The organism is Pseudoalteromonas arabiensis, assembly GCF_001550155.1.
GTDB classification, from domain to species: Bacteria; Pseudomonadota; Gammaproteobacteria; order Enterobacterales; family Alteromonadaceae; genus Pseudoalteromonas; species Pseudoalteromonas arabiensis.
Map to the genome: position 1 here is coordinate 141,197 of NZ_LRUF01000005.1, position 23,513 is coordinate 164,709.

General features: G+C 41.4%; 22 protein-coding genes. 15 read left to right on the forward strand and 7 right to left on the reverse strand.

What is annotated here, in order from left to right:
* Positions 1–6: 6 nt before the first annotated feature.
* From hslV to priA, 3 genes are all read right to left on the reverse strand, one after another.
* Positions 7–525 carry an ATP-dependent protease subunit HslV gene (hslV, locus tag PAARA_RS01370; protein ID WP_062567292.1) on the reverse strand — a complete coding sequence of 173 codons (519 nt, stop codon included), beginning with the start codon at positions 523–525 and terminating at the stop codon, positions 7–9.
* A gap of 79 nt (positions 526–604) precedes the next feature.
* Positions 605–1,132, reverse strand: coding sequence for an SPOR domain-containing protein (locus tag PAARA_RS01375; RefSeq protein WP_062567293.1), 528 nt, complete (start codon positions 1,130–1,132; stop codon positions 605–607).
* A 16-nt stretch (positions 1,133–1,148) separates the two neighbouring features.
* Positions 1,149–3,329, reverse strand: a complete 2,181-nt coding sequence (gene priA, locus PAARA_RS01380) for a primosomal protein N' (RefSeq protein WP_062567294.1) — start codon at positions 3,327–3,329, stop codon at positions 1,149–1,151.
* 233 nt (positions 3,330–3,562) lie between these two features.
* On the opposite strand from priA, the gene rpmE reads away from it, so the two are divergent.
* Entirely contained in the window at positions 3,563–3,778 is a 216-nt protein-coding gene (gene rpmE, locus PAARA_RS01385; protein WP_036973208.1) for a 50S ribosomal protein L31, read from the forward strand.
* 535 nt (positions 3,779–4,313) lie between these two features.
* Complete coding sequence (locus PAARA_RS01390; protein WP_062567436.1) at positions 4,314–5,555, forward strand: malic enzyme-like NAD(P)-binding protein; 1,242 nt, start codon at positions 4,314–4,316, stop codon at positions 5,553–5,555.
* Positions 5,556–5,630: 75 nt separating this feature from the next.
* Here the strand turns inward: PAARA_RS01390 and metJ are convergent, their stop codons facing one another.
* On the reverse strand, positions 5,631–5,951 hold the full coding sequence (metJ, locus tag PAARA_RS01395; protein ID WP_062567295.1) for a met regulon transcriptional regulator MetJ: 321 nt from the start codon (positions 5,949–5,951) through the stop codon (positions 5,631–5,633).
* A gap of 225 nt (positions 5,952–6,176) precedes the next feature.
* Here metJ and metB point away from each other — a divergent pair, with 225 nt between their 5' ends.
* The gene (gene metB, locus PAARA_RS01400) at positions 6,177–7,436 is read left to right on the forward strand and encodes a cystathionine gamma-synthase (protein ID WP_062567296.1); all 1,260 of its coding nucleotides are present in this window, start codon (positions 6,177–6,179) and stop codon (positions 7,434–7,436) included.
* A gap of 5 nt (positions 7,437–7,441) precedes the next feature.
* Complete coding sequence (metL, locus tag PAARA_RS01405; protein ID WP_062567297.1) at positions 7,442–9,787, forward strand: bifunctional aspartate kinase/homoserine dehydrogenase II; 2,346 nt, start codon at positions 7,442–7,444, stop codon at positions 9,785–9,787.
* A gap of 96 nt (positions 9,788–9,883) precedes the next feature.
* On the opposite strand, the gene PAARA_RS01410 is transcribed toward metL, so the two are convergent.
* Positions 9,884–12,385 carry a penicillin-binding protein 1A gene (locus PAARA_RS01410; protein ID WP_062567298.1) on the reverse strand — a complete coding sequence of 834 codons (2,502 nt, stop codon included), beginning with the start codon at positions 12,383–12,385 and terminating at the stop codon, positions 9,884–9,886.
* A gap of 132 nt (positions 12,386–12,517) precedes the next feature.
* On the opposite strand from PAARA_RS01410, the gene PAARA_RS01415 reads away from it, so the two are divergent.
* From PAARA_RS01415 to PAARA_RS01455, 9 genes are all read left to right on the forward strand, one after another.
* Positions 12,518–13,597: a pilus assembly protein PilM gene (locus PAARA_RS01415; protein WP_062567299.1), complete on the forward strand. Its 1,080-nt coding sequence runs from the start codon at positions 12,518–12,520 to the stop codon at positions 13,595–13,597.
* A complete protein-coding gene (locus PAARA_RS01420) occupies positions 13,585–14,157 on the forward strand; it encodes a PilN domain-containing protein (RefSeq protein ID WP_062567300.1) in 573 nt (190 codons plus the stop codon). Before PAARA_RS01415 ends, PAARA_RS01420 begins: the two co-directional genes overlap by 13 nt.
* Positions 14,147–14,752 carry a type IV pilus inner membrane component PilO gene (locus PAARA_RS01425; RefSeq protein WP_062567301.1) on the forward strand — a complete coding sequence of 202 codons (606 nt, stop codon included), beginning with the start codon at positions 14,147–14,149 and terminating at the stop codon, positions 14,750–14,752. Before PAARA_RS01420 ends, PAARA_RS01425 begins: the two co-directional genes overlap by 11 nt.
* Positions 14,753–14,772: 20 nt before the next feature.
* Positions 14,773–15,285 (forward strand): pilus assembly protein PilP, encoded by a 513-nt coding sequence (locus PAARA_RS01430; protein ID WP_062567302.1) that lies wholly within the window; start codon positions 14,773–14,775, stop codon positions 15,283–15,285.
* A gap of 52 nt (positions 15,286–15,337) precedes the next feature.
* Positions 15,338–17,350: a type IV pilus secretin PilQ gene (locus tag PAARA_RS01435; RefSeq protein ID WP_405128702.1), complete on the forward strand. Its 2,013-nt coding sequence runs from the start codon at positions 15,338–15,340 to the stop codon at positions 17,348–17,350.
* 179 nt (positions 17,351–17,529) lie between these two features.
* Complete coding sequence (gene aroK / locus PAARA_RS01440) at positions 17,530–18,048, forward strand: shikimate kinase AroK (RefSeq protein WP_036973192.1); 519 nt, start codon at positions 17,530–17,532, stop codon at positions 18,046–18,048.
* Between the two features lie 26 nt (positions 18,049–18,074).
* Entirely contained in the window at positions 18,075–19,145 is a 1,071-nt protein-coding gene (gene aroB, locus PAARA_RS01445) for a 3-dehydroquinate synthase (RefSeq protein ID WP_062567304.1), read from the forward strand.
* Complete coding sequence (locus PAARA_RS01450) at positions 19,145–20,482, forward strand: AAA family ATPase (RefSeq protein ID WP_062567305.1); 1,338 nt, start codon at positions 19,145–19,147, stop codon at positions 20,480–20,482. Before aroB ends, PAARA_RS01450 begins: the two co-directional genes overlap by 1 nt.
* Positions 20,483–20,535: 53 nt before the next feature.
* Entirely contained in the window at positions 20,536–21,378 is an 843-nt protein-coding gene (locus PAARA_RS01455) for a Dam family site-specific DNA-(adenine-N6)-methyltransferase (protein WP_062567306.1), read from the forward strand.
* On the opposite strand, the gene PAARA_RS01460 is transcribed toward PAARA_RS01455, so the two are convergent.
* Positions 21,350–21,535: a DUF2970 domain-containing protein gene (locus PAARA_RS01460; protein ID WP_062567307.1), complete on the reverse strand. Its 186-nt coding sequence runs from the start codon at positions 21,533–21,535 to the stop codon at positions 21,350–21,352. The two genes, PAARA_RS01455 and PAARA_RS01460, sit on opposite strands and share 29 nt — an antisense overlap.
* 5 nt (positions 21,536–21,540) lie before the next feature.
* Positions 21,541–21,837 carry a hypothetical protein gene (locus tag PAARA_RS01465; RefSeq protein ID WP_062567308.1) on the reverse strand — a complete coding sequence of 99 codons (297 nt, stop codon included), beginning with the start codon at positions 21,835–21,837 and terminating at the stop codon, positions 21,541–21,543.
* 317 nt (positions 21,838–22,154) lie between these two features.
* On the opposite strand from PAARA_RS01465, the gene rpe reads away from it, so the two are divergent.
* Positions 22,155–22,841 carry a ribulose-phosphate 3-epimerase gene (gene rpe / locus PAARA_RS01470; RefSeq protein ID WP_062567309.1) on the forward strand — a complete coding sequence of 229 codons (687 nt, stop codon included), beginning with the start codon at positions 22,155–22,157 and terminating at the stop codon, positions 22,839–22,841.
* On the forward strand, positions 22,838–23,503 hold the full coding sequence (locus PAARA_RS01475) for a phosphoglycolate phosphatase (protein ID WP_062567310.1): 666 nt from the start codon (positions 22,838–22,840) through the stop codon (positions 23,501–23,503). The genes rpe and PAARA_RS01475 overlap by 4 nt, the downstream gene beginning before the upstream one ends.
* Positions 23,504–23,513: the final 10 nt, after the last annotated feature.

Consider the following 23,513-nt stretch of genomic DNA (forward strand, 5'->3'; position numbering starts at 1 on the left):
TTCCTATTACAATTCTTCAATGGTTTGATAGTTATTCGTAAATACGCAGATATTGCCAGCAATTGTCAGGCTTTTTTCGACAATTTCACGAGCACTTAAATCGGTATTTTCCAGTAGTGCAGTGGCTGCTGATTGTGCGAAGTTACCACCGCTACCAATAGCAATAAGGTCATTTTCAGGCTGCACAACATCGCCATTACCCGTGATAATTAATGAGGCGGTTTTATCTGCGACTGCAAGCAGAGCTTCAAGCTTTCTAAGGGCGCGATCACTGCGCCAGTCTTTAGCCATCTCAACGGCAGCCTTAGTGAGGTTACCTTGATGCATTTCTAATTTACTTTCAAAACGTTCGAATAGAGTGAAGGCATCAGCAGTACCGCCAGCAAATCCAGCGATTACTTTGCCATTATAAAGGCGTCGAACTTTACGGGCGTTGCCCTTCATTACGGTATTACCAAGTGAAACTTGGCCATCGCCACCAATAACGACCTTGTCGTCGCGGCGTACACTTACAATAGTGGTCATGTTTTTCCTCATCTTCGAGCGGCAGAGCCGCTCGTAAAAAGCGATTGATGAGGTGTTTATATGGGTGAATGAACTAAAATCAAGTCCAAAGCCAAATACCGCAGCCCATTATTTTGATGCGTTTCAGTTTATTTTTGTCACTTTCTGCTTGGCGTTTGGTTTTATAGGGCCCCAAGCGCACTTTGTACCATACGCCATTACTTCCTTCGACGCGCTTAGCTTCTGCAACAAGGCCTGCAAATGCTATTTTTGCTTTTAGGGTTTGTGCTTGTTCTAGTGTTCTAAACGAGCCACATTGCATAACGTATGGGCCTTTTTGTTCAAGCTCTTTTACTTCAACTTGAACTTCATGCTCTTTTATTTCTTTTATAAACTCAGGCGGTTTAGGTTTTGGAATCACCTTTTCTTCCGCTTTAGTCGGATTGGCTTGCTGCTCAACAAGTGCAGGATCAGCATTGTGCTTTATGTACCACAAACCATAGCCAAAGCAGCCCACAAGAATAATAGCAAGGAGCACTAATGCAACTGGAAAAGGTTTTTTTGCGGGTGCCTGCTTTTTATTATTTCGATTCGATGGTTTTTTATTTATGTAATCGTGTTGTGCCATGATTCTCTATTGGCCTTTAAATCATATCTATAGGATCAACGTCTAAGCTCCACCGCACCTTTTGCGCAAGTTTACTGGTACTAATATAGTCAACCATTTGCGCTAAATACTGGTGTAAGTGGGAACGCTCCTGCGCTTGAATATGTAATTGGAACCGATACTTACCCGCCACACGTTCCAGTGGCGCGGGGATCGGGCCGAGCAATTGTATACCAGATACACTCTGTACAGGAACCAAATCAGTTAAAAAATCCATAACTTGATTTATGTTATGTCCTTCAGCACGCACAATCGCCATATTCGTAATGGGGGGAAGCAGGGCATCTTCTCGCTCAGTCAAGGCGTAACGCGCAAAGTCTTGGTAGCCATTATTAACAAGGTCTTGCAGTAGCGGGTGCTCAGGAAAGTGCGTCTGCAATAACACGTGCCCAGGCTCACCACTACGTCCAGCACGGCCTGCTACTTGTGTTACAAGTTGCGCTAAATGCTCAGTGGCACGAAAATCACATGAATAGAGGCCACTATCGACATCTAAAATCAGTACTAAACTAACATCGGCAAAATGGTGGCCTTTTGCCAACATTTGCGTGCCAACTAAAATACGAGCGCCGCCTTGGTTGATGTCATCGAGGGCTTTTTCTAGGCTACCTTTACGGCGTGTTGAATCACGGTCGATACGGCTAATAGGAATATCGGGAAAGGTTTGCGTTAAAAACTCTTCGATTTGCTCAGTGCCTTTACCGTTTGGAAAGATCTGCGTACTGCCACAATCAGGGCACTGATGAGGCACGGTATGTTGTTCACCACAGTGGTGACAAATCATTTGGCCAATGGCTTTATGAAATGTTGCGCTGGTACTACAACGTGAGCACTCACTTAGCCAGCCGCATTCATGGCATATAAGCGTAGGTGAAAAACCACGGCGATTTAAAAATACCATAACTTGCTTGCCACGCTCTAAATGTTGGCGCATATAAGCAAGACTGGCATGAGCGATGCCAGCTTGCTCAGGTTGTCCTTTCATGTCCAATAGTTGAAACTGATTATCGGTGCTGGTTTGTGCTCGCTGTGTTAAACTAAGTAGCTGATATTTATTAGTAATCGCCTTATGCAAGGTTTCTAATGCAGGTGTCGCGCTGCCGAGTATCAATGGAATATTATGTTGGAAGGCTCTGTAAGCGGCAAGATCTCGCGCATGGTAGCGTAGTGTATCTTGCTGTTTAAATGAGCTGTCATGCTCTTCATCAACAATGATCATGCCTAGTGATGAAAAAGGTAAAAATATACTCGAACGTGTGCCGATAACTATCGCACAACTGCCTTTTTCACAAAAGCGCCATGTTTGTAGGCGCTCGTTATCAGTGAGTGCCGAATGCCATAGCATAATGGGCGTATCAGGAAAGCGACGACGAAAACGATTGACGGTTTGTGGGGTTAGACCTATTTCAGGAACCAAAACCAAAGCTTGTTGGCCTTTTTTTAATATTTCTTCAAGGCATTGTAAGTAAACTTCCGTTTTGCCGCTGCCAGTCACCCCTTCGAGTAGAAAGCTTGCAAACCCATGGGCTTGGTTAATGGTAGTACAAGCGACAGCTTGTTCTTTATTGAGAGTCGGTTTTTTACTCACTGTTGGTGCGTGTTGCTGCCATTGATTGTCATGCTCAATAAATTGTTTGATTAGCGCTTTCTCTAGCAGGCTATCAATTGTTTTTTTATTAAAACCGAGCGCTTTTAATTCGGTTAACGATGACTTACCCGACTGCGCAAGTTGCTTTAATAAGTTGAGTTGCGTTTTCGCCCGTAAAGAGGGGAGCTTTGCCCCTTTTTCAGTTAACTCAACCATATTAATGCTGGTTTTGTCAGGGCATTCACCTTGTCTTAAAGCAGCGGGCAGTGCAGTATGTATGGTCTCACCTAAAGGATAGCAGTAGTAGCGAGCTGTAAACTTTAATAGCTCTAAATGACGTTTGGATAAAATCGGGGCTTCGTCAATCACCTCTATGATGGCTTTTATCTTCTCTTTAGGGATGTCAGTACTTGTTTTCGTGGCAAGTATGACCGCTACTTTTTTTTGTGGGCCGAATGGCACAAGAACACGCATGCCCGGCTGCAATTCAATGTTATGCAACAGCGGTTCAACTTTATAATCGAAGGTACGCGGTAAAGGGACTTTTATGGCAACTTCTACAAAGTGCATGGTGGCTCAACGAAAACAAGAACAGACAGATAATGTACTAAAAATAGTCGTAAAAACCTACCAACAAATGCTAAGCCAAGCGCCGTCTGTTTATTTTTTTAGCGAAAGATGCATTTAAAGCTTGTCGCAGAGCGTATTGGCCTATAAAATACGCGGCCTATTAATTGTATTAACGACGTATGGTGCCAGACTACGGGTTTGGAGAGCGATGCGGCCTTAACTAGAGGTTCCCTATGAAAGAAGGTATTCACCCTAAGTACGAAGCTATCACTGCAACTTGTTCATGTGGTAACAAATTCGAAACTAGCTCTACTTTATGTAAAGACATCCACTTAGACGTATGTTCTGAGTGTCACCCGTTTTACACTGGTAAGCAAAAGATTTTAGACACTGGCGGCCGTGTTGATCGTTTCAACAAGCGCTTCGGTGCACTTAGCAGCAAGAAGTAATGTCTGCTGTTTAGTTAAAAAAAGCACCTTAGGGTGCTTTTTTTATACCTGAAATTAACAAAGCATGATATTAGACGCTATGCCGAACATGCTGTTTTCACTCACTTCCCATATAACTATTTTTGCTTGTTATGCTCATTATGTCGCTAATTTTGCAGACAAAGTGCAATCCCTTCGCTATATTCTTAGATGTATAAATGATTCCAAAAGTTACAAAAAGTAATAAATTTAAATAACTTTGTAAGTAAATGCTGGCAATGTCGTCGAAATGGTCACTTGGAACTAATTTCGGCTATTTGCAGTGTTCGTGCATATAAAATACAAAAACAGGTGCTTAAAAGGTCATAAATAGGTGAATTTTTATGTCTGATTAATCGCAACTATGCACAGAAGTTGTGGGTAAATCCTTTAAAATTAAGCGATATGGCATATAACAGGATAGACCTGATAATACTTGGAATTTTTATACATTACAGGTATCGTACTGATGCAAGCTCTCTCACTTTTTAACTTTTTTGCAGGATACTATCGCGTTATGTCAGATTTCCGTGAACAAGCATTACATTACCACGCTCACCCCGTTCCAGGTAAAATTAGTGTTGAACTAACCAAGCCGGCCGAAACGGTTAACGATCTCGCTTTAGCTTATAGCCCAGGTGTGGCTGAACCAGTTCGTGAAATCGCTGCTGATCCAGCAAATGCCTACAAATATACTGGTAAAGGTAACATGGTTGCGGTGATTTCAAACGGTACCGCAATTTTAGGTTTGGGTAACTTAGGCCCTCTTGCATCAAAACCTGTCATGGAAGGTAAAGCATTACTATTCAAACGTTTTGCTGGCCTTGATTCAATCGATATTGAAGTAAAACATCGCACTACAGAAGATTTCATCAATACGGTTGCAAACATCGCTGATACGTTTGGCGGCATCAACCTAGAAGATATTAAAGCACCAGAATGTTTTGAAATTGAAAAAGCGCTTATCGAGCGCTGCGATATTCCAGTTTTCCACGATGACCAACATGGTACAGCTATTGTTACTGCTGCCGGTATGCTTAATGCCCTTGAAGTACAAGGTAAGGATATCGAAGATGCCATTATCGTATGTTTAGGAGCTGGTGCGGCAGCTGTTGCTTGTATGGAACTGTTAATTAAGTGTGGTGCATTACGTGAGCATATCTATATGCTTGACCGTAAAGGTGTGATCCATACTCGCCGCGATGATTTAAACGAATATAAGCAGTTGTTTGCTAACAACACTGATAAACGTACATTACAAGACGTTATTGCTGATGCGGATGTATTTGTAGGTGTATCTGGGCCAGATTTATTGACGGCGGATGACTTAAAGCTAATGGCAGACAAGCCAGTGGTGTTTGCGTGTTCAAACCCAGATCCTGAGATTGCGCCAGAAGTTGCACACAGTGCGCGCAATGATTTAATTATGGCAACGGGTCGTTCAGATTTTCCTAACCAAGTAAATAACGTGCTTTGTTTCCCGTTTATTTTCCGCGGTGCGCTTGATGTGCGTGCAACGGCAATTAATGATGAAATGAAAATTGCAGCTGTGCATGCTATTCGTGGTATTGCCAAAGAGCCAGTACCAAGCGAAGTATTAACAGCTGCTGGCGTTGAATCACTTGAGTTTGGTGCCGAGTACATCATTCCGAAGCCAATGGACCCGCGTTTATTACCACGTATCGCGCGTGCTGTTGCAGAAGCGGCGGTTGAGTCGGGCGTTGCGCAAATCGAAATGCCAGAAGATTACATGCGTTAAATTTATTTACGCTAATAAAAAACTCAGCCTTAGCTGAGTTTTTTTATACCTGTGAATCGGCGTGTATCCGATGGCTCATTCAGAATCAAGTACAGGGATATCTAATCCCATTTCAAGCATGATCTTTTTCACTTCTTCAGGGACTTTTTCTGGGTTGTCTTTGCGTAAGTCGTCATCATTTGGTAATGGCTGACCTGTAAAAGCATGTAGAAAAGCTTCGCATAGAAGCTCACTATTTGTCGCATGTCGTAGGTTGTTGATCTGACGACGAGTGCGTTCATCTGTTAATACTTTTAGTACATTTAGCGGAATTGATACGGTAATCTTTTTAACTTGTTCTGATTTTTTACCGTGTTCTGCGTATGGGTGAATGTATTCACCGTTCCATTTAGCCATAAGTAATTTCGTTGCCTCGGTTATAAGTAGTTCACGCCTTTTTCACAGCGCAAAGATGCGGAAATTTTATCTCTTTAAAAAAGATAGTCAAATACTAGTTATTTAGCCATCTAGTCGTGTAAATGTATAAACTTCTTTATGTCAGCCACAAATGCTTTGACTTCTCATAATTGATCATCTAACCTTTTAGACGTCTAAACATCCAATTAATGAGTAGGTGATGAAATGAGTGAAAAAAATAAAGCGACGATAGCTGTTCGTCATGGTATCGAAGCTGACAAACATCATGGTGCTGTCGTTCCACCTATCTATTTATCAACCACCTATTCATTTGCTGATTTTGATACTAAACGTCAGTATGACTACGGACGCAGTGGTAATCCGAATCGTGATATTTTGGCTGAAACACTGGCTGAACTTGAAGGCGGTGCAAAAGGCATTATTACAGCAACGGGTATGTCTGCGGTGCATTTAGCAACACAGCTTTTAAATAGTGACGACACTTTAGTGATCCCGCATGACTGCTATGGTGGCAGTTACCGTTTATTCACATCATTAGAAAAGCGCGGGTTATTGAAGCTAAAAGTGTTAGATTTAACCAACAGTGAAAATCATCAAGAAATTTTAGCAATCAAACCAAAGCTTATCTGGATAGAGACACCCAGTAATCCAATTTTGCGTTTAACTGATATTAAAGCGATCACCTCAATTGCTAAGCAATGTGGAGCCTTAGTTGCTGCCGATAATACGTTCTTATCACCAGCACTCCAAAATCCAATTCAGTTTGGTGTAGATATCGTCGTACATTCAACGACTAAGTATATTAATGGCCACTCAGATGTAGTAGGTGGTGCAGTGATTGCCGCAACACAAGAGCTTGGTGATGAACTAGCTTGGTGGGCAAATAACATTGGTATTACCGGTGCACCATTCGATAGTTATTTAACCCTTCGTGGTTTGCGAACATTAAATGTGCGTTTAAAACAACACCAAGAGAATGCGTTTGCAATCGCTCAGTATTTAGAAAATTCGCCTTTTGTTAGTCAGGTTTATTACCCTGGTCTTGCTTCTCATCCTCAGCATGAGCTCGCTAAAGCGCAGCAACGTGGCTTTGGTGGTATGGTTAGCTTTGATATTAAAGGTGATATTAATGACGCTGCTGCGTTTTTAACAAGCTTAAAAGAGTTTAGCCTTGCAGAGTCATTGGGTGGGGTTGAGAGCCTTATTTGCCATCCTGCGACAATGACTCATGCTGGCATGGATCCTAAAGCACGCCTTGAGGCAGGTGTGGGCGATACACTCATTCGTATTTCTGTCGGTATTGAAGATATTAACGACTTAATTGCTGATCTGGAACGTGTTTTCAATCAAGTTAAACCAGGCGAAGGCTTACAAGCGGGCCAACCTAAAGCCGCTCAAGTACAGCCAACTAATCAGCAAAATACATCGTTTAAGTTAACGCCTGCACATACGGCATTGTGGTAGAAGAAATGGTTAATATTGTTCATAAATTTGGTGGCTCAAGCCTAAGCTCAGCCGAGCGGTATCAAGCAGTTGCGAACATTGTGTTGGCAAACACTGAGCTAGGCGATTGTGTTGTTGTATCAGCCTCTGGGAAAACGACAGACACACTTGTAAAGCTCTGGCAGAGCTATCAACAAAATGATAATCAAGCTGTGAGTGATATTTTATTGCTTATTGATAATAATCAGCGTGCACTAATCGAGCAGCTATTAGTGTCGCAGAGTAAGCAACATGCATTAGCTAAACTAAAAGATGAATTAGCATCACTGACAGCGTTAATTGCCCAGCAACAACTACATGAAGCACCTTTACTTGCTCATGGTGAGGTTTGGTCTGCTCGGTTACTTGCAGCCTATTTAAATCAACTCGGTTTAGAATCTAAAGATGTTGATGCAAGACAGCTCTTTACTTTGCATGATGGCCAATTGTTGCATCAAAAAAATCAGCAAAGTTGCAGTGAGTTAATCAACCATAACCAGATCAATGTTGTGACGGGGTTTATTGCCGCTGATTGCCAAGGCAATACCGTAACCCTAGGGCGCAATGGCAGTGACTATAGTGCCACACTACTGGCTAGTTATACCTTTGCAAAGCAAGTTTCAATTTGGACTGATACACAAGGTGTATTTAGTACAGATCCTCGCAAAGTTAAAAATGCTGTTAAATATAACAAGGTATGCCGTGAACAAGCGAATTTGTTAGCCCGTTTAGGTAACCCTGTATTGCATGCTAAGACATTGTCGCCGCTAAAAGGTAGCGACATTAAACTCGTTGTAAGAAGCAGCTTTGACTGTGAGGCAAGCCCAACAGAGGTTGTAAAAGAGGGGTACAGTAAAGCTAAACGTTTTATTACGACCCTTGATAACATTGACTTGCTTCGTGTTGATAAATTAAGTAGTGGCGAAGTGGGTGAATTGAGCCAGTTGATTCAGCATAGCCTGCATCACTTTGTAAAAGCCGGCGATACCTATCTGTTAGTGCCAGGCTCGTGTACACATCAAGTTGTAAGTTACCTTGCAGGGCGTGCCAATATTGTTGAGTCTAATTTAAGTGGTTGTGCGGTGGTAGCGCCAAGTAGTGATATTAGCTCACTTGCAGAGCAAACAACGGCGTTATTAAAAGAGCAAAGTATCAACACACGCTTTGTACAGCAAGATGAAAACTACGTGTTAGTTTTAAAAGACCAAGCGATTGATAGTGACGTGCTGACCTTACTACACGACAAGTTAATTAATAAAGGCCAAGAGTTGGCTGTGATTGTTGCTGGGCTGGGTAATGTTGGGGAGGTGTTTCTTTCACAACTACAAGCGCAGCTAAAACGCCTTTCAGAACACTATGAAGTGAAAGTGGTCGCTTTACTTCGCTCCAAGCAAATACTGTTTAGTGCTAGTGGTTTGAACACTAAGATGTGGCAAGAACAGTGGCAAAATGAAGCACAAAACTACGAAAAAGAAGAGCTATTAACACGTATTAGTGAACTCGATTATGAGCACAAAGTGATCGTAGATATCACAGCTAGTGAAGCGTTTAGCCTTTTATACCCTGATTTTGTTGAGCTAAACTGCCACCTGATCAGTGCTAATAAATATGCCGGTACTGCAGCTAATAGTTGGTATCAAAACCTACGCAGTAATTTAGCTGAGCGTAATTTATTATGGCGTTATAACACCAGTGTTGGTGCAGGTTTGCCTATCAACTTTGCACTCGCTGATCTGCAAAACAGTGGCGATAAAATTAACCGTATTGAAGGGGTTTTTTCCGGTACTCTGTCGTGGTTATGCAGCAGTTATGATGGCAGCGTGCCGTTTTCTGATTTAGTACTAAAAGCACAGCAAATGGGTTACACAGAGCCTGATCCTCGTGAAGATTTGTCGGGTCGAGATATGCAACGTAAGCTGCTTATTTTAGCACGTGATCTCGGCCTAGATATAGAGCTTGATGATATTGCTTTAACACCATTAATGCCTGAAGAGTTGGCCGCGGGTAGTTGGCAAGATTTCTTAGCAAATAAGCATTTACTTGATGAATTTATGACGATAAAAGCTGAGCAAGCACAAGTCGAAAATAAGCTTGTTCGCTATACCGGCGCGATTACCATTACTCATGGCAACGTGAAAGCTGAAGTTGGTCTAGTTAATGTAGCAAAAGACGATGTGCTGGCAAGCCTTAAGCCAGGTGACAATATCTTTGTTATTAACTCACAGTGGTACACTGAGAACGCTTTGGTAATACAAGGCCCAGGTGCAGGAAAAGAAGTCACTGCGGCAGGGGTTCATTCTGATTTGTACTGGTTGGTGAACAACCTAAAATAAATCTTGTTTATCGTGTAATAAAAAACCGCCAAATGAAGTGACCCCCAATAGTTGGACATGCCAATTACTGGGGGTCTTTTTATTACACTCAATTAGCTAAAATAGCTCTTCTTCTGTTGAAAGATTTTCTTCGAATACATCAGTTGGCTGATCGAGTACATATTTCGTAGGGGCTGTGCCCTTAATAAAGTACTCAAAGCGGCTGGTATAATCATTTTTATGACTAAGCAAGCCCGTGGCTAAGTCAATACGAACAGACACCAGTCCTTCAGGTAACTCAATAGGTGCCTCAGGCATGCCATCGAGTGCGACTCGCATAAAATCAACCCAAGCAGGTTGAGCTGTTTTAGCACCAGACTCTGCACCAGATATTTGTGATTTATCTAGATTATTATTGTAGGTTGAACGGCCAAGTGGGTTACCTGGGTTATCGAAACCAACCCACACTGAGGTCATTACATTTCGATTAAAACCACTAAACCAAGTATCCACAGAGTCATTGGTTGTACCGGTTTTACCCGAAAGATCACGGCGCTCAAGTGCTTGAGCTCGCCAGCCTGTACCACTCCAGCCCGTTTTGTGGGTCCAACTACCGCCACCCCAAATTGCGCTATGCATCGCTTGTGAAATTAAGAAAGCATTTTGCTTTGAAATAATACGCGGTGCACAACGCGGCGCAGTATCAGGTTGTGCTGAATTTAACTGGTCACTGTCAGCTGTATAACTTGTAAATGATGTCGGCTCGGGCGTGTCACACGCAAGCTCTGGCTGTGTTTTAAATATCGTATTGCCAGAAGAATCTTGTATTTCAGTAATAAAATACGGGGTGATGAGGTGTCCACCATTAGCAAAGCTACTCATCCCTCTGGCAAGTTCAAGCGGTGTAATTGAAGCACTGCCTAATGCAAGGGATTCACTGCGGTTAATATCGCTATTCAAAAAGCCGAATTTGAGTAGGTGGTCTGCGGTGCGTTGTAAGCCAACACCGCGTAGTAACCTTACAGAGATCACGTTTTTAGATTGTGCAAGGGCACGGCGGATACGAATAGGGCCGTTATACACTGCAGGGCTGTTCTTTGGACGCCATGCAACACCTTGGCTTTTATCCCACTGATTTATAGGCGCATCGTTTAAAATAGATGCCAAGGTGTAGCCGTTTTCAAGTGCCGCTGAGTAGATAAAAGGTTTTATATTTGACCCTACTTGACGTTTTGCTTGAACAGCACGGTTGTATTGGCTTTGCTCAAAGCTGTAGCCCCCAACGATAGCCTTAATACGGCCATCTTGTGGGTCGAGGGATACTAATGCACTTGATGCTTCAGGTATCTGGCTCAAAATGTAGCTGTCATCAGTGTTTTTACGAAGCCATATTTGTGCGCCCGCTGTGAGGATTTCAGCAGCTGTTTTTGGTGGGAAGCTTTGACGGTAGCGAGTGATATATTTACGCGCCCACTTTAAGCCATCCCATTCAACCGTTACCTGTTCGCCATTTTTTAGCAACACTTGAATTGATTGTTCTGCAACTTGGGTAACGACACCTGTTAATAATGGACCAAACTCTTTAACGTCTTTTAGTTTTTCTAAAATCGCGTCTTTGTTAAGAGGGTTTTCTGTTTCGCTATCCCATAGCTGAGCTGTTGCACCTCGATAGCCATGACGCATATCGTAAGCATGGAGGTTATTGACTAAAGCATCTTGTGCAGCTTGTTGTATTTCAGAATCGATACTTGTAAATACTCTAAAGCCAGTATTGTAAGCGCGTTCATGACCAAAACGGGCGACCATTTCTGCACGTACCATTTCTGAAATATAGGGCGCGTATACATCAATTTCAGCGCCGTGAAACTTAGCTGTGATAGGGGCACTAGTTGCTTCATCATATTGCGCTTGTGTGATGTATTTTTCTGTATACATACGACCAAGCACTACGTTTCGGCGTGCTTTAGCACGTACAGGGTTTCGGATAGGGTTTAAAGCAGAGGGGGCTTTTGGTAAGCCTGCAATCATCGCCATTTGCGCAAGGGTTAGTTCGTTTAGTTCTTTACCGTAGTAAACTTGGGCGGCGGCACCAATACCAAAAGCTCGATTTCCAAGCTCAATTTTATTTAAGTACAACTCAAGAATTTCATCTTTACTAAGAATACTTTCAATATGCAGTGCGATGAAAATTTCTTTGACCTTACGAATATAAGCTTTTTCTCGAGTTAAGAAAAAGTTACGAGCTAACTGCATAGTTATAGTGCTTGCGCCTTGTTTCTTTTCACCTGTGGATATGAGTACAATGGCAGAGCGAACAATACCAATAGGGTCAATCCCTATGTGTTCGTAAAAGCGGTTGTCTTCAGTTGCCAAAATTGCATCAATGAGTGGCTGTGGTATTTGATCTATCGTGACGGGAATACGTCGTTTTTCACCAAATTGATTAATCAATAAGCCGTCCCGAGAAAAAACCTGCATAGGTGTCTGTAACTGAACGTCTTTTAGTACCTGAACGCTAGGAATGTCAGGTTTAACGTAATAGTATAGACCGACTAAAGTAATAAGGCCTAAAAACGAGCAGATGATAATAAATTGTAAAGTTCTCTTTAATAAAATCACTTATATTTTCCCTAAATAGACTCCCAATTAGAATCGGAGACTGCTAGTATATATTGATTAAAAAATGAATAATATTTTTTCAGACAAAAATTATAACTTGTTTATTATTAAAACAAAGGCCAAGTTGCAAACATGCTAAGTCAACTATTTAAAAAGCCTTCATCTATGATGGTAGGGATCGACATTGGATCGCATTGTATCAAAGCGGTGTTGTTGCAGAAAACAGACGCAGGTTTGCGACTTGAGGCTTTAGCGATAGAACCTATGCCTAAAGGCGCAATATCTGAACGATCAATCCAAGATATTGAAGCAATTGGCAATGTGATTACTAAATTAAAAAAGAAACTACCCAAATCAGTTCAGTCCGCGGCCGTAGCCGTGTCTGGACAAACCGTGATCACGAAAGTTATTTTTATGGATGTATCATTAACTGATGCTGAATTAGAGTCGCAAATTGCCATTGAAGCCGACAGCCTCATTCCTTATCCACTTGATGAGGTTAATATTGATTTCGAAAAACTTTCAATCAATGAAGCTGATCCAAGTAAAGTGAATGTTTTACTCTCTGCTGCGCGAACTGAAAGTGTAGAGGCACGGGTTAGTGCACTTGAAACAGCCAACCTGAAAGCGAAAGTTGTTGATGTTGAAAGCTACGCATTGAGTCGTGCCATGGACATCTACTATCAGCAGCTACCAAGTGATGCTTTTAACAAGTGTGTAGCCGTCGTTGATATCGGTGCTGTATTGATGCTGGTGAGTGTTGTTCAAGCGGGTGAAACGATATATACCCGTGACCAAGTATTTGGTGGTGACCAATACACTAATAGTATTGTCAGTTATTACAACAAGAGTTTTGATGAAGCTGAAATTGGTAAAACAACCGGTGATTTACCCCCTAATTATACCTTTGAGGTGCTTGCACCATTTCAAACATCGCTTTTACAGCAAGTAAGGCGTGCTGTGCAAATGTTCCTAACAACCAGTGGTAAAGATCAGGTCGATTATATTGTTTTAACCGGTGGAACCGCCATGATAGATGGGTTAGACCGTCTATTGATTGAAGAATTAGGGATCCATGCAGTGGTTGCAGAACCTTTTGCTAATATTGAGATAGCCCCAAAGATAGATCGTAACGTTTTACAACGTCATCGTACGCAATTTGCAATAGCGACAGGGTTAGCATTAAGGAGCTTTTCATCATGCCACATATAAACCTGCTACCTTGGCGTGAACAGCAACGAAAAGAGTCACAAAATAAATTTGTCACTATTTTGTTTGCAGTTGTGGTGGTTTGCTTCTTGAGTATGTATATCCTGAGCTCTTTTTATAGCGGTCTGCGCGAAGGGCAAAATATTAAAAATGATTTTTTGAATACAGAAATAGCATTACTGAATCAACGTATTCGTGAAATTAACGAGTTGGATAAAAAGAAAGAAAGCTTACAACAACGTATGCGCTTAATCGAAGAGTTACAAAGCAGCCGTAACCTGGGTACGCAAATTATGGACGAAGTTGCGAAAATAGTGCCTGCGGGAGTGTACTTAACTAAATTAGAGCGCCGCGGTAATAGTATTCATGTTGTCGGTCGTAGCGAGTCAAATAACCGTTTATCAACCATGCTACGCCAAGTTCAAGGCTCTTATTTACTTGAACGACCTATCATGCAAGGTATTGTTGCAGGTGAACAAACATCAAGACTACTGAGTGACTTTAATATGGAATTTTATGTTAAGCCATTTGATAAGATAGGCGAGGCGCGCAATGAACCTTGATATCAAATCGTTAACAGAAATAGATTGGAATGAAATAGAGCTCGAAAACATGGGCGATTGGCCTATCGCCGTTAAAGTTCTGTGTTGTAGCTTTGTTGCAGCTATTGTACTTTACTTTAGTTACAGCTTATTGGTGTCTGATGAAATCGCGAGTTACCAAGCTGCTGTTGAGAAAGAAACCCAATTGCGCACCACCTATAAGCAAAAGTACGCTATAGCCAGTAATTTAGAACTGTATCGCCAACAAATGATTGATATGGAAGAAAAGTTCTCGCAGCTATTGAAGCGCTTACCGACCTCAAATGAAACCCCTGGATTACTCGATGATTTATCTTATGTGGGAACAACCAGCGGCCTTACATTCTTAAAAATTGGTTGGTTACCTGAAATAGAAAAAGAATTTTATACTGAGTTACCAATAAAAATAGAGGTTGTGGGTACTTATCATGAGTTTGGTGATTTTGTTGGTAAAGTCGCACAGCTTCCTCGTATTGTGAGCCTTCATGATTTCACAATTCAAACCTTAGGAAATGATGAGTTAACGTTTAGTGTTGTGGCTAAAACATACCGCTATGAAGGAGGGACTAAAAAGTGAAACAGTTCCCCTTAGTAATCATGATGAGCTTATTGCTCAGTGCCTGTAACGATGACACCTCTGAGCAAAAAGAGTTTATTGATCAGGTTAAAGCAAGCACAACACCGAAGGTCGAGCCGATTCCACAAATGGCGAATTTTGAATATTTTGAATACAGTGCAGGTAAAATGCGCAGCCCATTTGTCGCCCCTAAGCCTGAAATTATTCAAAATAATCTCGTGCAGGTAAAAAACTGCTTACATCCCGATCCTGACCGTGTTCGCCAGCCACTAGAAAAATACCCGCTTGATAATTTATCAATGAAAGGAACAATTGGCCGAAGTGGTCAAACATGGGCACTGATCAAAGCGGCTGATGAAACTCTTTATCGGGTTACTGTTGGTAATTATCTTGGTTTGTATCATGGCGAAATAAAAGAAGTGCATGACAATTATATACAATTATTAGAATTAATCCCTGATGGGGCTGGTTGTTGGAAAGAGCGTCTGACAAAACTAGAAATGTTAGAGGCAAATACAAATGGTGCAAGTTAATCGTATGAAAAGTAAAAACAAAATGCATAAAGCAACGACTTGGTTAAATGATATGCATAAATATATATTAGCTGCATTAGCTTTTTTTATGGCGCAAGCTGCTGTAGCCGCTCCATTATTATATGACATACGTTATAACCCATTAATGAAGGGCGAGACACAATTACAACTCGTCTTTGATGAAGCACTTACCTTTGAGCCTAAAGTGCAGGTGTATAACACGCCAGCTCGTATTGAGATGCTATTTAGTGATGTAGGCGTTGATAACGGTGTTCGTGATGTGGCCGTTAACCAAGCGGGTATAAAGCATGTGACAAGCACAATGACTTCTGAAGGTCTAAAAGTGACGGTATCTTTAGAGCGTTTGAAAATTTATAAAACAATAGCCAAAGATAACATAGTCAGCTTACATGTTTCGGACAATCCAATCACATCCGACGAAGCAGATCCTCTTTCTGCAAAGAACAATTATATCAATACAATTCAGTCGATAGATTTTCGCCGTGGTGAAAAGGGAGAAGGGCGTGTACTTGTATTTCTGCAAGATACGCAAGCTGCCATCGACGTTCACGAAAGTGGTGGGAAAATTGTTGCAGAGTTTCATCACACAGATATTTTAGATGATCTACTTTATCAATTAGATGTACTTGATTTTGGCACTGTGGTTAGCTCAATCGAAACCTTTAAAGAGGGTAATATGAGCCGTGTTGTCATTGAGCCTAATGCGGCGTTTAAATTTACTCATCAACAAATAGAAAATATTTTCACCCTCACTGTTGAAAAAGATGATTCACAGCGGGCCTACCTTGATGGTGGTATAGAGTATCAAGGTCGACCAATGACCTTAAACTTTCAAGATATTCCGGTGCGCGCCGTTTTGCAGATTATTGCTGGCTATAATGAGTTTAATCTAGTGACCAGTGACTCTGTAACAGGAAACATTACATTACGCCTAGAAGGTGTACCATGGGATCAAGCGCTGGACGTTGTGTTAAAAGTCAAAGGTCTAGACAAACGTATGGATGGCACGATTTTAATGGTTGCGCCATCTGAAGAGCTTGCAGCCCGAGAAGCAAAAGAGTTAAAAGCGAAACAACAAGTTGAAGACTTAGAACCTCTATACAGTGAGTACATTCGCCTTAACTACGCAAAAGCAGAAGAGTTTGCGGACTTATTAAAAACCGACACCAATAGTATCATTTCTGCGCGTGGTAGTGTGTCAGTTGATAAACGTACTAACACACTGCTAATCAAAGATACCGCAAAGAGTATTGAAAGTGTTCGCCGTATGGTTGAAACCTTAGATATTCCGGTAAAACAAGTGGTGATTGAGTCACGTATGGTAACAGTACGAGACAATGTTCAAGAAGACTTGGGGGTTCGTTGGGGCTTTAGTGATCAACAAGGGAGTGATGGGATTGCTGGCACATTAGAAGGTGCAGAGACGATTTCGAATGGGGTTATTCCTAATTTGTCTGATCGACTCAACGTTAATTTACCAATCTCAAACCCTGCGGGAAGCATTGGTATGCATGTAGCAAAACTTGCAAATGGCACCTTAATTGATTTAGAGCTGACAGCGCTTGAGGAAGAAAACAAAGGTGAAATTATTGCAAGTCCTCGTATTACAACAGCAAACCAGCAAAAAGCGCGCATAGAACAAGGTACTGAGATCCCTTATGTTGAAGCGGCATCAAGTGGTGCAACAACGGTGAGCTTTAAAAAAGCAGTATTAAGCTTAGAAGTAACACCGCACATCACGCCAGATAACAAAGTCATCTTAGATCTTGTGATTACACAAGATACACGCGGTGACACTGTTCAGACACCAACAGGACCTGCTGTAGCGATTGATACCCAACAGATTCAAACACAAGTGTTGGTTGAAAACGGACAGACGGTTGTGCTTGGCGGTATTTTCCAACAGCAAATCGTCAATTCAACAAAGAAAGTTCCCCTATTGGGTGATATTCCGTACTTAGGTGTTTTATTTAGAAGCACCAGTGAATTTAATGAAAAAAGAGAGTTGTTGATCTTCGTAACACCAAAAATTCAAATCGATTAGGTGATTTTTTCTTAATCAACGAGCAATTAACCTGTTTAATTGCTCGTTATATGGCTTTTTATGTTAATTGACTTGAAATACCCAATCAATTACTGAGATAATCCCCTCCTTAATTTTGGGGCCAGGTCGTTAGGCGGGGTTTTATTTCAAATTTTAGAGTTCGTTTGTACTAAAAAGATATGGCTGAGAAACGTAATATATTTCTAGTGGGCCCTATGGGGGCTGGCAAAAGCACAATTGGTCGTCACATTGCTGACCAATTACACCTTGAATTTTTCGATTCAGATCAAGAGATCGAGCGTCGTACTGGAGCAGATATTGCTTGGGTATTCGATCTTGAGGGTGAAGAGGGCTTTCGACTTCGTGAAGAAACTGTTATTTCAGACTTAACTGAGATGCAAGGTATCGTTCTTGCAACCGGTGGTGGTTCTGTGATCAGTAAAGAAGTACGTAACAAGCTTTCTGCTCGTGGTATTGTTGTATACCTTGAAACGCCGATCGAAAAGCAAGTTGCACGCACGCAGCGCGACAAGCGTCGTCCATTATTGCAAACAGAAGAAGCACCGCGCGATGTATTAGAGCGCTTAGCTGAAGAACGCGAACCGCTATACAAAGAAGTCGCTGATTTTGTTGTCCGCACTGATGAACAAAGCGCAAAAGTTGTTGCTAATCAAATCATCGAGAAATTAGATTTTTAAAAACCAAGAATAAAAGGAAACTAGCGATGCTTGAATTAACTGTTAATTTGGACGAGCGAAGTTATCCTATTTATATTGGTCAATCTGCACTTCAATACCAAGGTCGACTCCGTGAACATATCGGTGATTGTCGACCTGTTATTATCACCAACGACACTATTGCACCTTTATATTTAGATGATGTAATGAGGTCGTTGGCTGATCATAATCCGCTCTCTTTTATTATTCCTGATGGTGAACAATATAAGTCACTAGAGTGGTTTGAAAAGATTTCAGCATTTTTACTTGAGCATAACTGTGGCCGAGACACCTGCTTAATAGCTTTGGGTGGTGGTGTGGTTGGCGATTTAACGGGCTTTGTGGCAGCGTGTTATCAACGTGGAGTGCCGTTTATACAAGTACCAACAACCTTACTATCACAGGTCGATTCCTCGGTGGGCGGTAAAACAGCGGTAAATCATCCGTTAGGTAAGAACATGATTGGCGCTTTCTATCAGCCACAAGCGGTGTTCATTGATACTAAGTCTTTGCATACGTTGCCTGAGCGTGAGTTTGCAGCAGGTATGGCTGAAGTCATTAAGTATGGCCTGATCTACGATACAGAATTATTTGCTTACCTTGAGCAAAATATTGCCAACCTTAAATCACTCGATGAGCAAACATTACAACACGTGATTTACCGTTGCTGCGAAATTAAAGCGCTTATTGTTGCTGAAGATGAAAAAGAAGCGGGCCTGCGTGCATTATTGAATCTAGGTCATACGTTTGGTCATGCGATTGAAGCACAGATGGGCTATGGTAATTGGCTACACGGTGAAGCGGTTGCAGCGGGTATGGTATTGGCGGCAAGACTAGCGCATAAGCGTCGTGATTTATCACAGCAAGAGGTTGAACGTATTGAAGCGCTTATTGCTCAATACGACTTACCTGTGGAAGCGCCAGATGAGATGACTTGCGAGCAGTTTCTTACCCATATGCGCAAAGATAAGAAAAATAAAAAAGGCACCATTCGCTTTATTCTTCCTACAAAATTTGGTCAATGTGCGCTGGTTAGTGATGTAACTGATCAGCAGGTTTGTGATTTACTTATACGCTAATGCAATCGCAAATATTGCCTAGCCGTGCTGCGCTAGTTGATCGAATCGCCCTGCAGTTTGAATATGGGCAAAACCTAATATGTTTATTAGGTCCTTCTGGTTTAGGGAAAAGTTATCTATTAGAAACTTTTATTACCGATAAGTATCTTGAGTTTAATAAAGCTTTTGTGCAACTTAACGGTAAGATGACGGATCAACAATTTGTTACTGATTTACTCGAACAGAATTTTCGCAACCCGCTTATCGATCACTCATTAACACTTTCAGAGAACTTTTATCAGCTCTATAAGCAGCAGCCATGTGGCGATTGTTTATGGGTTATCGATGGTGGTCGTCACCTATCAGAAGAGCTTGTTCAGCAGCTTGAGCTTATTGCCAAGCAAAGCCCCAGTACGCTCTATATCCTAATAGCCTCGCAATCGGTAGGGCAGTTTACACAAGCCGTTGAAATTCATCTTGAAGCCCTCAATATGAGTGAGAGTAAACAATTGATGCGTTGGTTTTTTCCTAACTTGCCAGTTGAAGAAGACCCTGTTTTTCGCACTTTTGTTGAAGAAGCAAAGGGTAATCCAGCTCTTTTATTGGCTTGGCAGCCACAAGAACACACCGCTGATATTCGTGAACCTGAAAAAAGTTATAAATTACTCTACTTACTCTTATTACTGTTAACGACCATGCTGCTGATAATTGGCTTTTTATACAAGGCCGATATGACCGAGTGGTGGAAAGAGCATTATCAACAAGATACAACAGCAAAGGTAGCCACTGCGCTGCCAGCTGAAAAAATCATAGCACCAACTGACAAAGCACTTGAAAAAGCACCTATTGAAACCGCTCAGCAACAAAGTAATGAGCAAGAACAACCTGTTGCTACGCTATCACATGAAAATAACGTATCAGCAATTGTTGATAGTTTAGCTATTCCTGTACCTGCTGAACCTCAAGAAACGGCAGAAAGTGATGATATCGCCACTGATTTAGAAGGTGCACCCGCGGAGCAAAAGCAGCTAACAGAGCCCGCTGAGGTTGCAACGTTAACTGGAAATGCCTGGTACTTAGCTGAACCTGATGGGCACTTTGTTATTCAACTGCTGGCTGTAACTAAACAAGAAATTACCGATAAGTTTATTACAGAAAATAACTTACAGGATACAGTTCACATATACCAAGCCCTACGTAATGGTACACGTTGGTGGATTGTTACTTCCGGCAGTTATGAAAGCTTAGGTGACGCAAAAAAGGCTGCTTTACAGCTTTCTGATAATGTGCGTAAAAATCAGCCTTTTTACAAAAAAATAAGTAAAATTAAGCAAGAAATCGCCTCACTAGATCAGTAAAATAAAACAGATTAGTGTAGAATCGCGCAACACTGAATTGAAGTTAAGAGCAGATGCAGCAAAAGACCAGAGCCTTCCTTAAGTGGGCAGGTGGAAAATACAGCTTAGTAGAAGATATTCATGCCCGTTTAAAAAAAGCGAGCGCGAGCGCTGATACCTTAGTTGAGCCTTTTGTTGGTGCAGGTTCTGTTTTCTTAAATACAGATTTCAAGCATTACATTCTTAATGATATCAATGCAGACCTTATCAACCTATATACCGAACTAAAACGCACTCCGGATGAGTTTATTAGTGATGCGAAAAAACTATTCGTTGAATTAAACAATCATCCTGAAGCTTATTATGAGTATCGTGTTCAGTTTAATCAAAGCAATGATGTGTATGAGCGTGCTATCTTATTCTTATACATGAATCGCCATGGCTACAATGGCTTATGTCGCTACAACCTCAAAGGCATTTTTAATGTGCCTTTTGGTAAATATAAGCGCCCATATTTTCCTGAAAAAGAAATGAGCTTTTTTGCGCACAAAGCACAGCAAGCAACCTTTACCTGTTTAGGCTATGACGAAGTATTTAAGCTTATTCCTGAAAATGCGGTTGTTTATTGCGATCCACCTTATGTGCCGTTAAGTAAAACGGCCTCGTTTACCTCGTATGCGAAAGGGGGCTTTAATTTAGATGATCAAGCTAACCTAGCAAATCTGGCAGAGCAAACAGCATTTGAAAATAACACTCCAGTGCTTATCTCAAACCACGATACAGTGTGGACTCGGAAAATATACAGCCAAGCAGCACTCGATGAGATTCAGGTGAAACGCACAATTAGCCCAAAAGGGGGCTCGCGGAATAAAGTAAATGAGTTGATGGCTATGTATTTAGCACCAAAGAAACGGTGAAATAAATAGCCGCTACGAATAAGCTAAATAACACAAGAGCAATAACAATGATTGTGCTTAATGAGTGCTCTTTGAAATCGGCCTGACGTTTGTTTTCTGATTGCACACCAAAAAAAGCAGCGAAAACACTTTGTAATGCGCTAAAAAACTTACTCATCGGGCTTAAAATTTCGAGCCTAAACTACTAACTTTTTTTGATTCTTCACTACTTGTTAGTAATTCTAGTAAATCTAAATAATGGAATTGTGCGCTGCGGCTATCGCCTGTAAGCCAAGAAAACCAACCTGTTTCTTGTTCGGCTTGCATACATTGATTAGCACTTGTAGAAAGGCCTGTTGTGTTACATTGACAATTTGATGCAGTTAATAAAAAGTCGTCATTCGCAGTTGAAAGCGAATGTGCAAAAGCAGCAACAGTCAGTGCGGACGCGATTAAGATCCCAGTTTTAAAAGCACGCATGGTAATAACCTTTGTTTATGTTATTTTGCCAAGCATACCTAACAATTGCTCAAATAACAAACTTAATTACTGCTGAATTTAAGGAAAAATTAATAAAATTAGTGTCTTGAGGTAAGCTTTATGTTTAATTTTTGTGTGTTAAAACCTAACTATGCGAATAAATTAAATAATTTATTACTCATACTCAAGTTTAGTTAGCTGAATGGACTAGTTCACTGTATTTATTTACCTCACAAAGAGCGCAGTGTTTTAATCGGCTAGCTATTGGGTTACATTATGCGCTCTTCTTGCTGTCGCAAATTATAATGGAATTTCTCATGTTGGAAACATTACAAAAGTATTTAATAGCCCCGTCTATACTCTCGGCCGATTTTGCTCGCTTAGGTGAAGATGTTGATCGTGTACTCGCAAGTGGCGCTGATGTTGTACATTTTGATGTAATGGATAACCATTATGTGCCAAACCTAACTTTTGGCCCGATGATTTGTAAAGCACTGCGTGACTACGGCGTGACGGCACCGATTGATGTACATCTCATGGTAAAACCAGTCGATCGAATTATCCCAGACTTTGCAGAAGCAGGCGCTTCAATTATTAGTTTTCACCCTGAAGCCAGTGAACATATTGATCGCACCTTGCAGCTCATAAAAGACAGTGGCTGCCAAGCAGGTCTGGTGTTCAACCCTGCAACCAGTCTTAGCTACCTTGAACATGTACTCGATAAAGTCGATGTAGTGTTATTAATGTCGGTTAACCCAGGCTTTGGCGGCCAAAGCTTTATTCCTCATACCCTCGAGAAGCTTCGCCAAGCGCGTAAAATTATTGATGACTCAGGTCGCAATATTCGTTTAGAAGTTGATGGTGGTGTGGGTATTGATAATATTGCCGAAATAGCAAAAGCGGGCGCTGATATGTTTGTTTCAGGCTCTGCGATTTTTAATCAACCAGATTATAAAGCGGTAATCGATGCAATGCGCAGTGAACTTGCGAAGGTTGATTCATGAAATACGATGCAGCATTTTTTGATTTAGATGGCACCTTAGTCGACAGTGTTTATGATTTATATATTGCAATGAACCTGACTCTCACTGACTTAGCATTTCCAGTTGTTAGCCAAAATTTGGTCGAAAGCTGGGTGGGAAATGGGATAGAAACACTTGTTAAGCGCGGCTTGAGTGGCGATATGCAAATCAGTGAACATTTAGACGAAGCCCTTGCTGAACGCGCTATTAATTTGTTTTATCAGCATTATGACCAAGTTGTGGGTGACTATAGTGCGCTTTATCAGCATGTAGAAACAGGGCTTGCTGCGCTTGCTGGTATGCCTAAAGTGGTGATCACCAATAAGGCACGTCGTTTTACCGAGAAGTTACTTGATAAACTCTCACTGACCAGCCATTTTCAGCTGATTGTCTGTGGTGATGATATGGCAAAGAAACCATCACCTGAGCCTTTGCAGTTTGCATGTCAGCAACTTGATGTAAGCCCAGAAAAAGCGGTTATGATAGGCGACTCAAAAAGTGATATTTTGGCTGCCAAAGCGGCTAATATTGAAGTTGTTGCGCTAAGCTACGGCTATAACCAAGGTGAAAACCTCGCTGATTTCAATCCAGAGTACCTCTGCGAGAATTTCTTAGATATAATACCTGTTCTTACCCAAAGGTAAGTGCATTTTA

Bases quoted from the DNA above. Each gene is read 5' to 3' on its own strand.
- hslV (WP_062567292.1), bottom strand. From the start codon at position 525: ATGACCACTATTGTAAGTGTACGCCGCGACGACAAGGTCGTTATTGGT.
- PAARA_RS01375 (WP_062567293.1), bottom strand. From the start codon at position 1,132: ATGGCACAACACGATTACATAAATAAAAAACCATCGAATCGAAATAAT.
- priA (WP_062567294.1), bottom strand. From the start codon at position 3,329: ATGCACTTTGTAGAAGTTGCCATAAAAGTCCCTTTACCGCGTACCTTC.
- rpmE (WP_036973208.1), top strand. From the start codon at position 3,563: ATGAAAGAAGGTATTCACCCTAAGTACGAAGCTATCACTGCAACTTGT.
- PAARA_RS01390 (WP_062567436.1), top strand. From the start codon at position 4,314: ATGTCAGATTTCCGTGAACAAGCATTACATTACCACGCTCACCCCGTT.
- metJ (WP_062567295.1), bottom strand. From the start codon at position 5,951: ATGGCTAAATGGAACGGTGAATACATTCACCCATACGCAGAACACGGT.
- metB (WP_062567296.1), top strand. From the start codon at position 6,177: ATGAGTGAAAAAAATAAAGCGACGATAGCTGTTCGTCATGGTATCGAA.
- metL (WP_062567297.1), top strand. From the start codon at position 7,442: ATGGTTAATATTGTTCATAAATTTGGTGGCTCAAGCCTAAGCTCAGCC.
- PAARA_RS01415 (WP_062567299.1), top strand. From the start codon at position 12,518: ATGCTAAGTCAACTATTTAAAAAGCCTTCATCTATGATGGTAGGGATC.
- PAARA_RS01420 (WP_062567300.1), top strand. From the start codon at position 13,585: ATGCCACATATAAACCTGCTACCTTGGCGTGAACAGCAACGAAAAGAG.
- PAARA_RS01425 (WP_062567301.1), top strand. From the start codon at position 14,147: ATGAACCTTGATATCAAATCGTTAACAGAAATAGATTGGAATGAAATA.
- PAARA_RS01430 (WP_062567302.1), top strand. From the start codon at position 14,773: ATGATGAGCTTATTGCTCAGTGCCTGTAACGATGACACCTCTGAGCAA.
- PAARA_RS01435 (WP_405128702.1), top strand. From the start codon at position 15,338: ATGCATAAATATATATTAGCTGCATTAGCTTTTTTTATGGCGCAAGCT.
- aroK (WP_036973192.1), top strand. From the start codon at position 17,530: ATGGCTGAGAAACGTAATATATTTCTAGTGGGCCCTATGGGGGCTGGC.
- aroB (WP_062567304.1), top strand. From the start codon at position 18,075: ATGCTTGAATTAACTGTTAATTTGGACGAGCGAAGTTATCCTATTTAT.
- PAARA_RS01450 (WP_062567305.1), top strand. From the start codon at position 19,145: ATGCAATCGCAAATATTGCCTAGCCGTGCTGCGCTAGTTGATCGAATC.
- PAARA_RS01455 (WP_062567306.1), top strand. From the start codon at position 20,536: ATGCAGCAAAAGACCAGAGCCTTCCTTAAGTGGGCAGGTGGAAAATAC.
- PAARA_RS01460 (WP_062567307.1), bottom strand. From the start codon at position 21,535: ATGAGTAAGTTTTTTAGCGCATTACAAAGTGTTTTCGCTGCTTTTTTT.
- PAARA_RS01465 (WP_062567308.1), bottom strand. From the start codon at position 21,837: ATGCGTGCTTTTAAAACTGGGATCTTAATCGCGTCCGCACTGACTGTT.
- rpe (WP_062567309.1), top strand. From the start codon at position 22,155: ATGTTGGAAACATTACAAAAGTATTTAATAGCCCCGTCTATACTCTCG.
- PAARA_RS01475 (WP_062567310.1), top strand. From the start codon at position 22,838: ATGAAATACGATGCAGCATTTTTTGATTTAGATGGCACCTTAGTCGAC.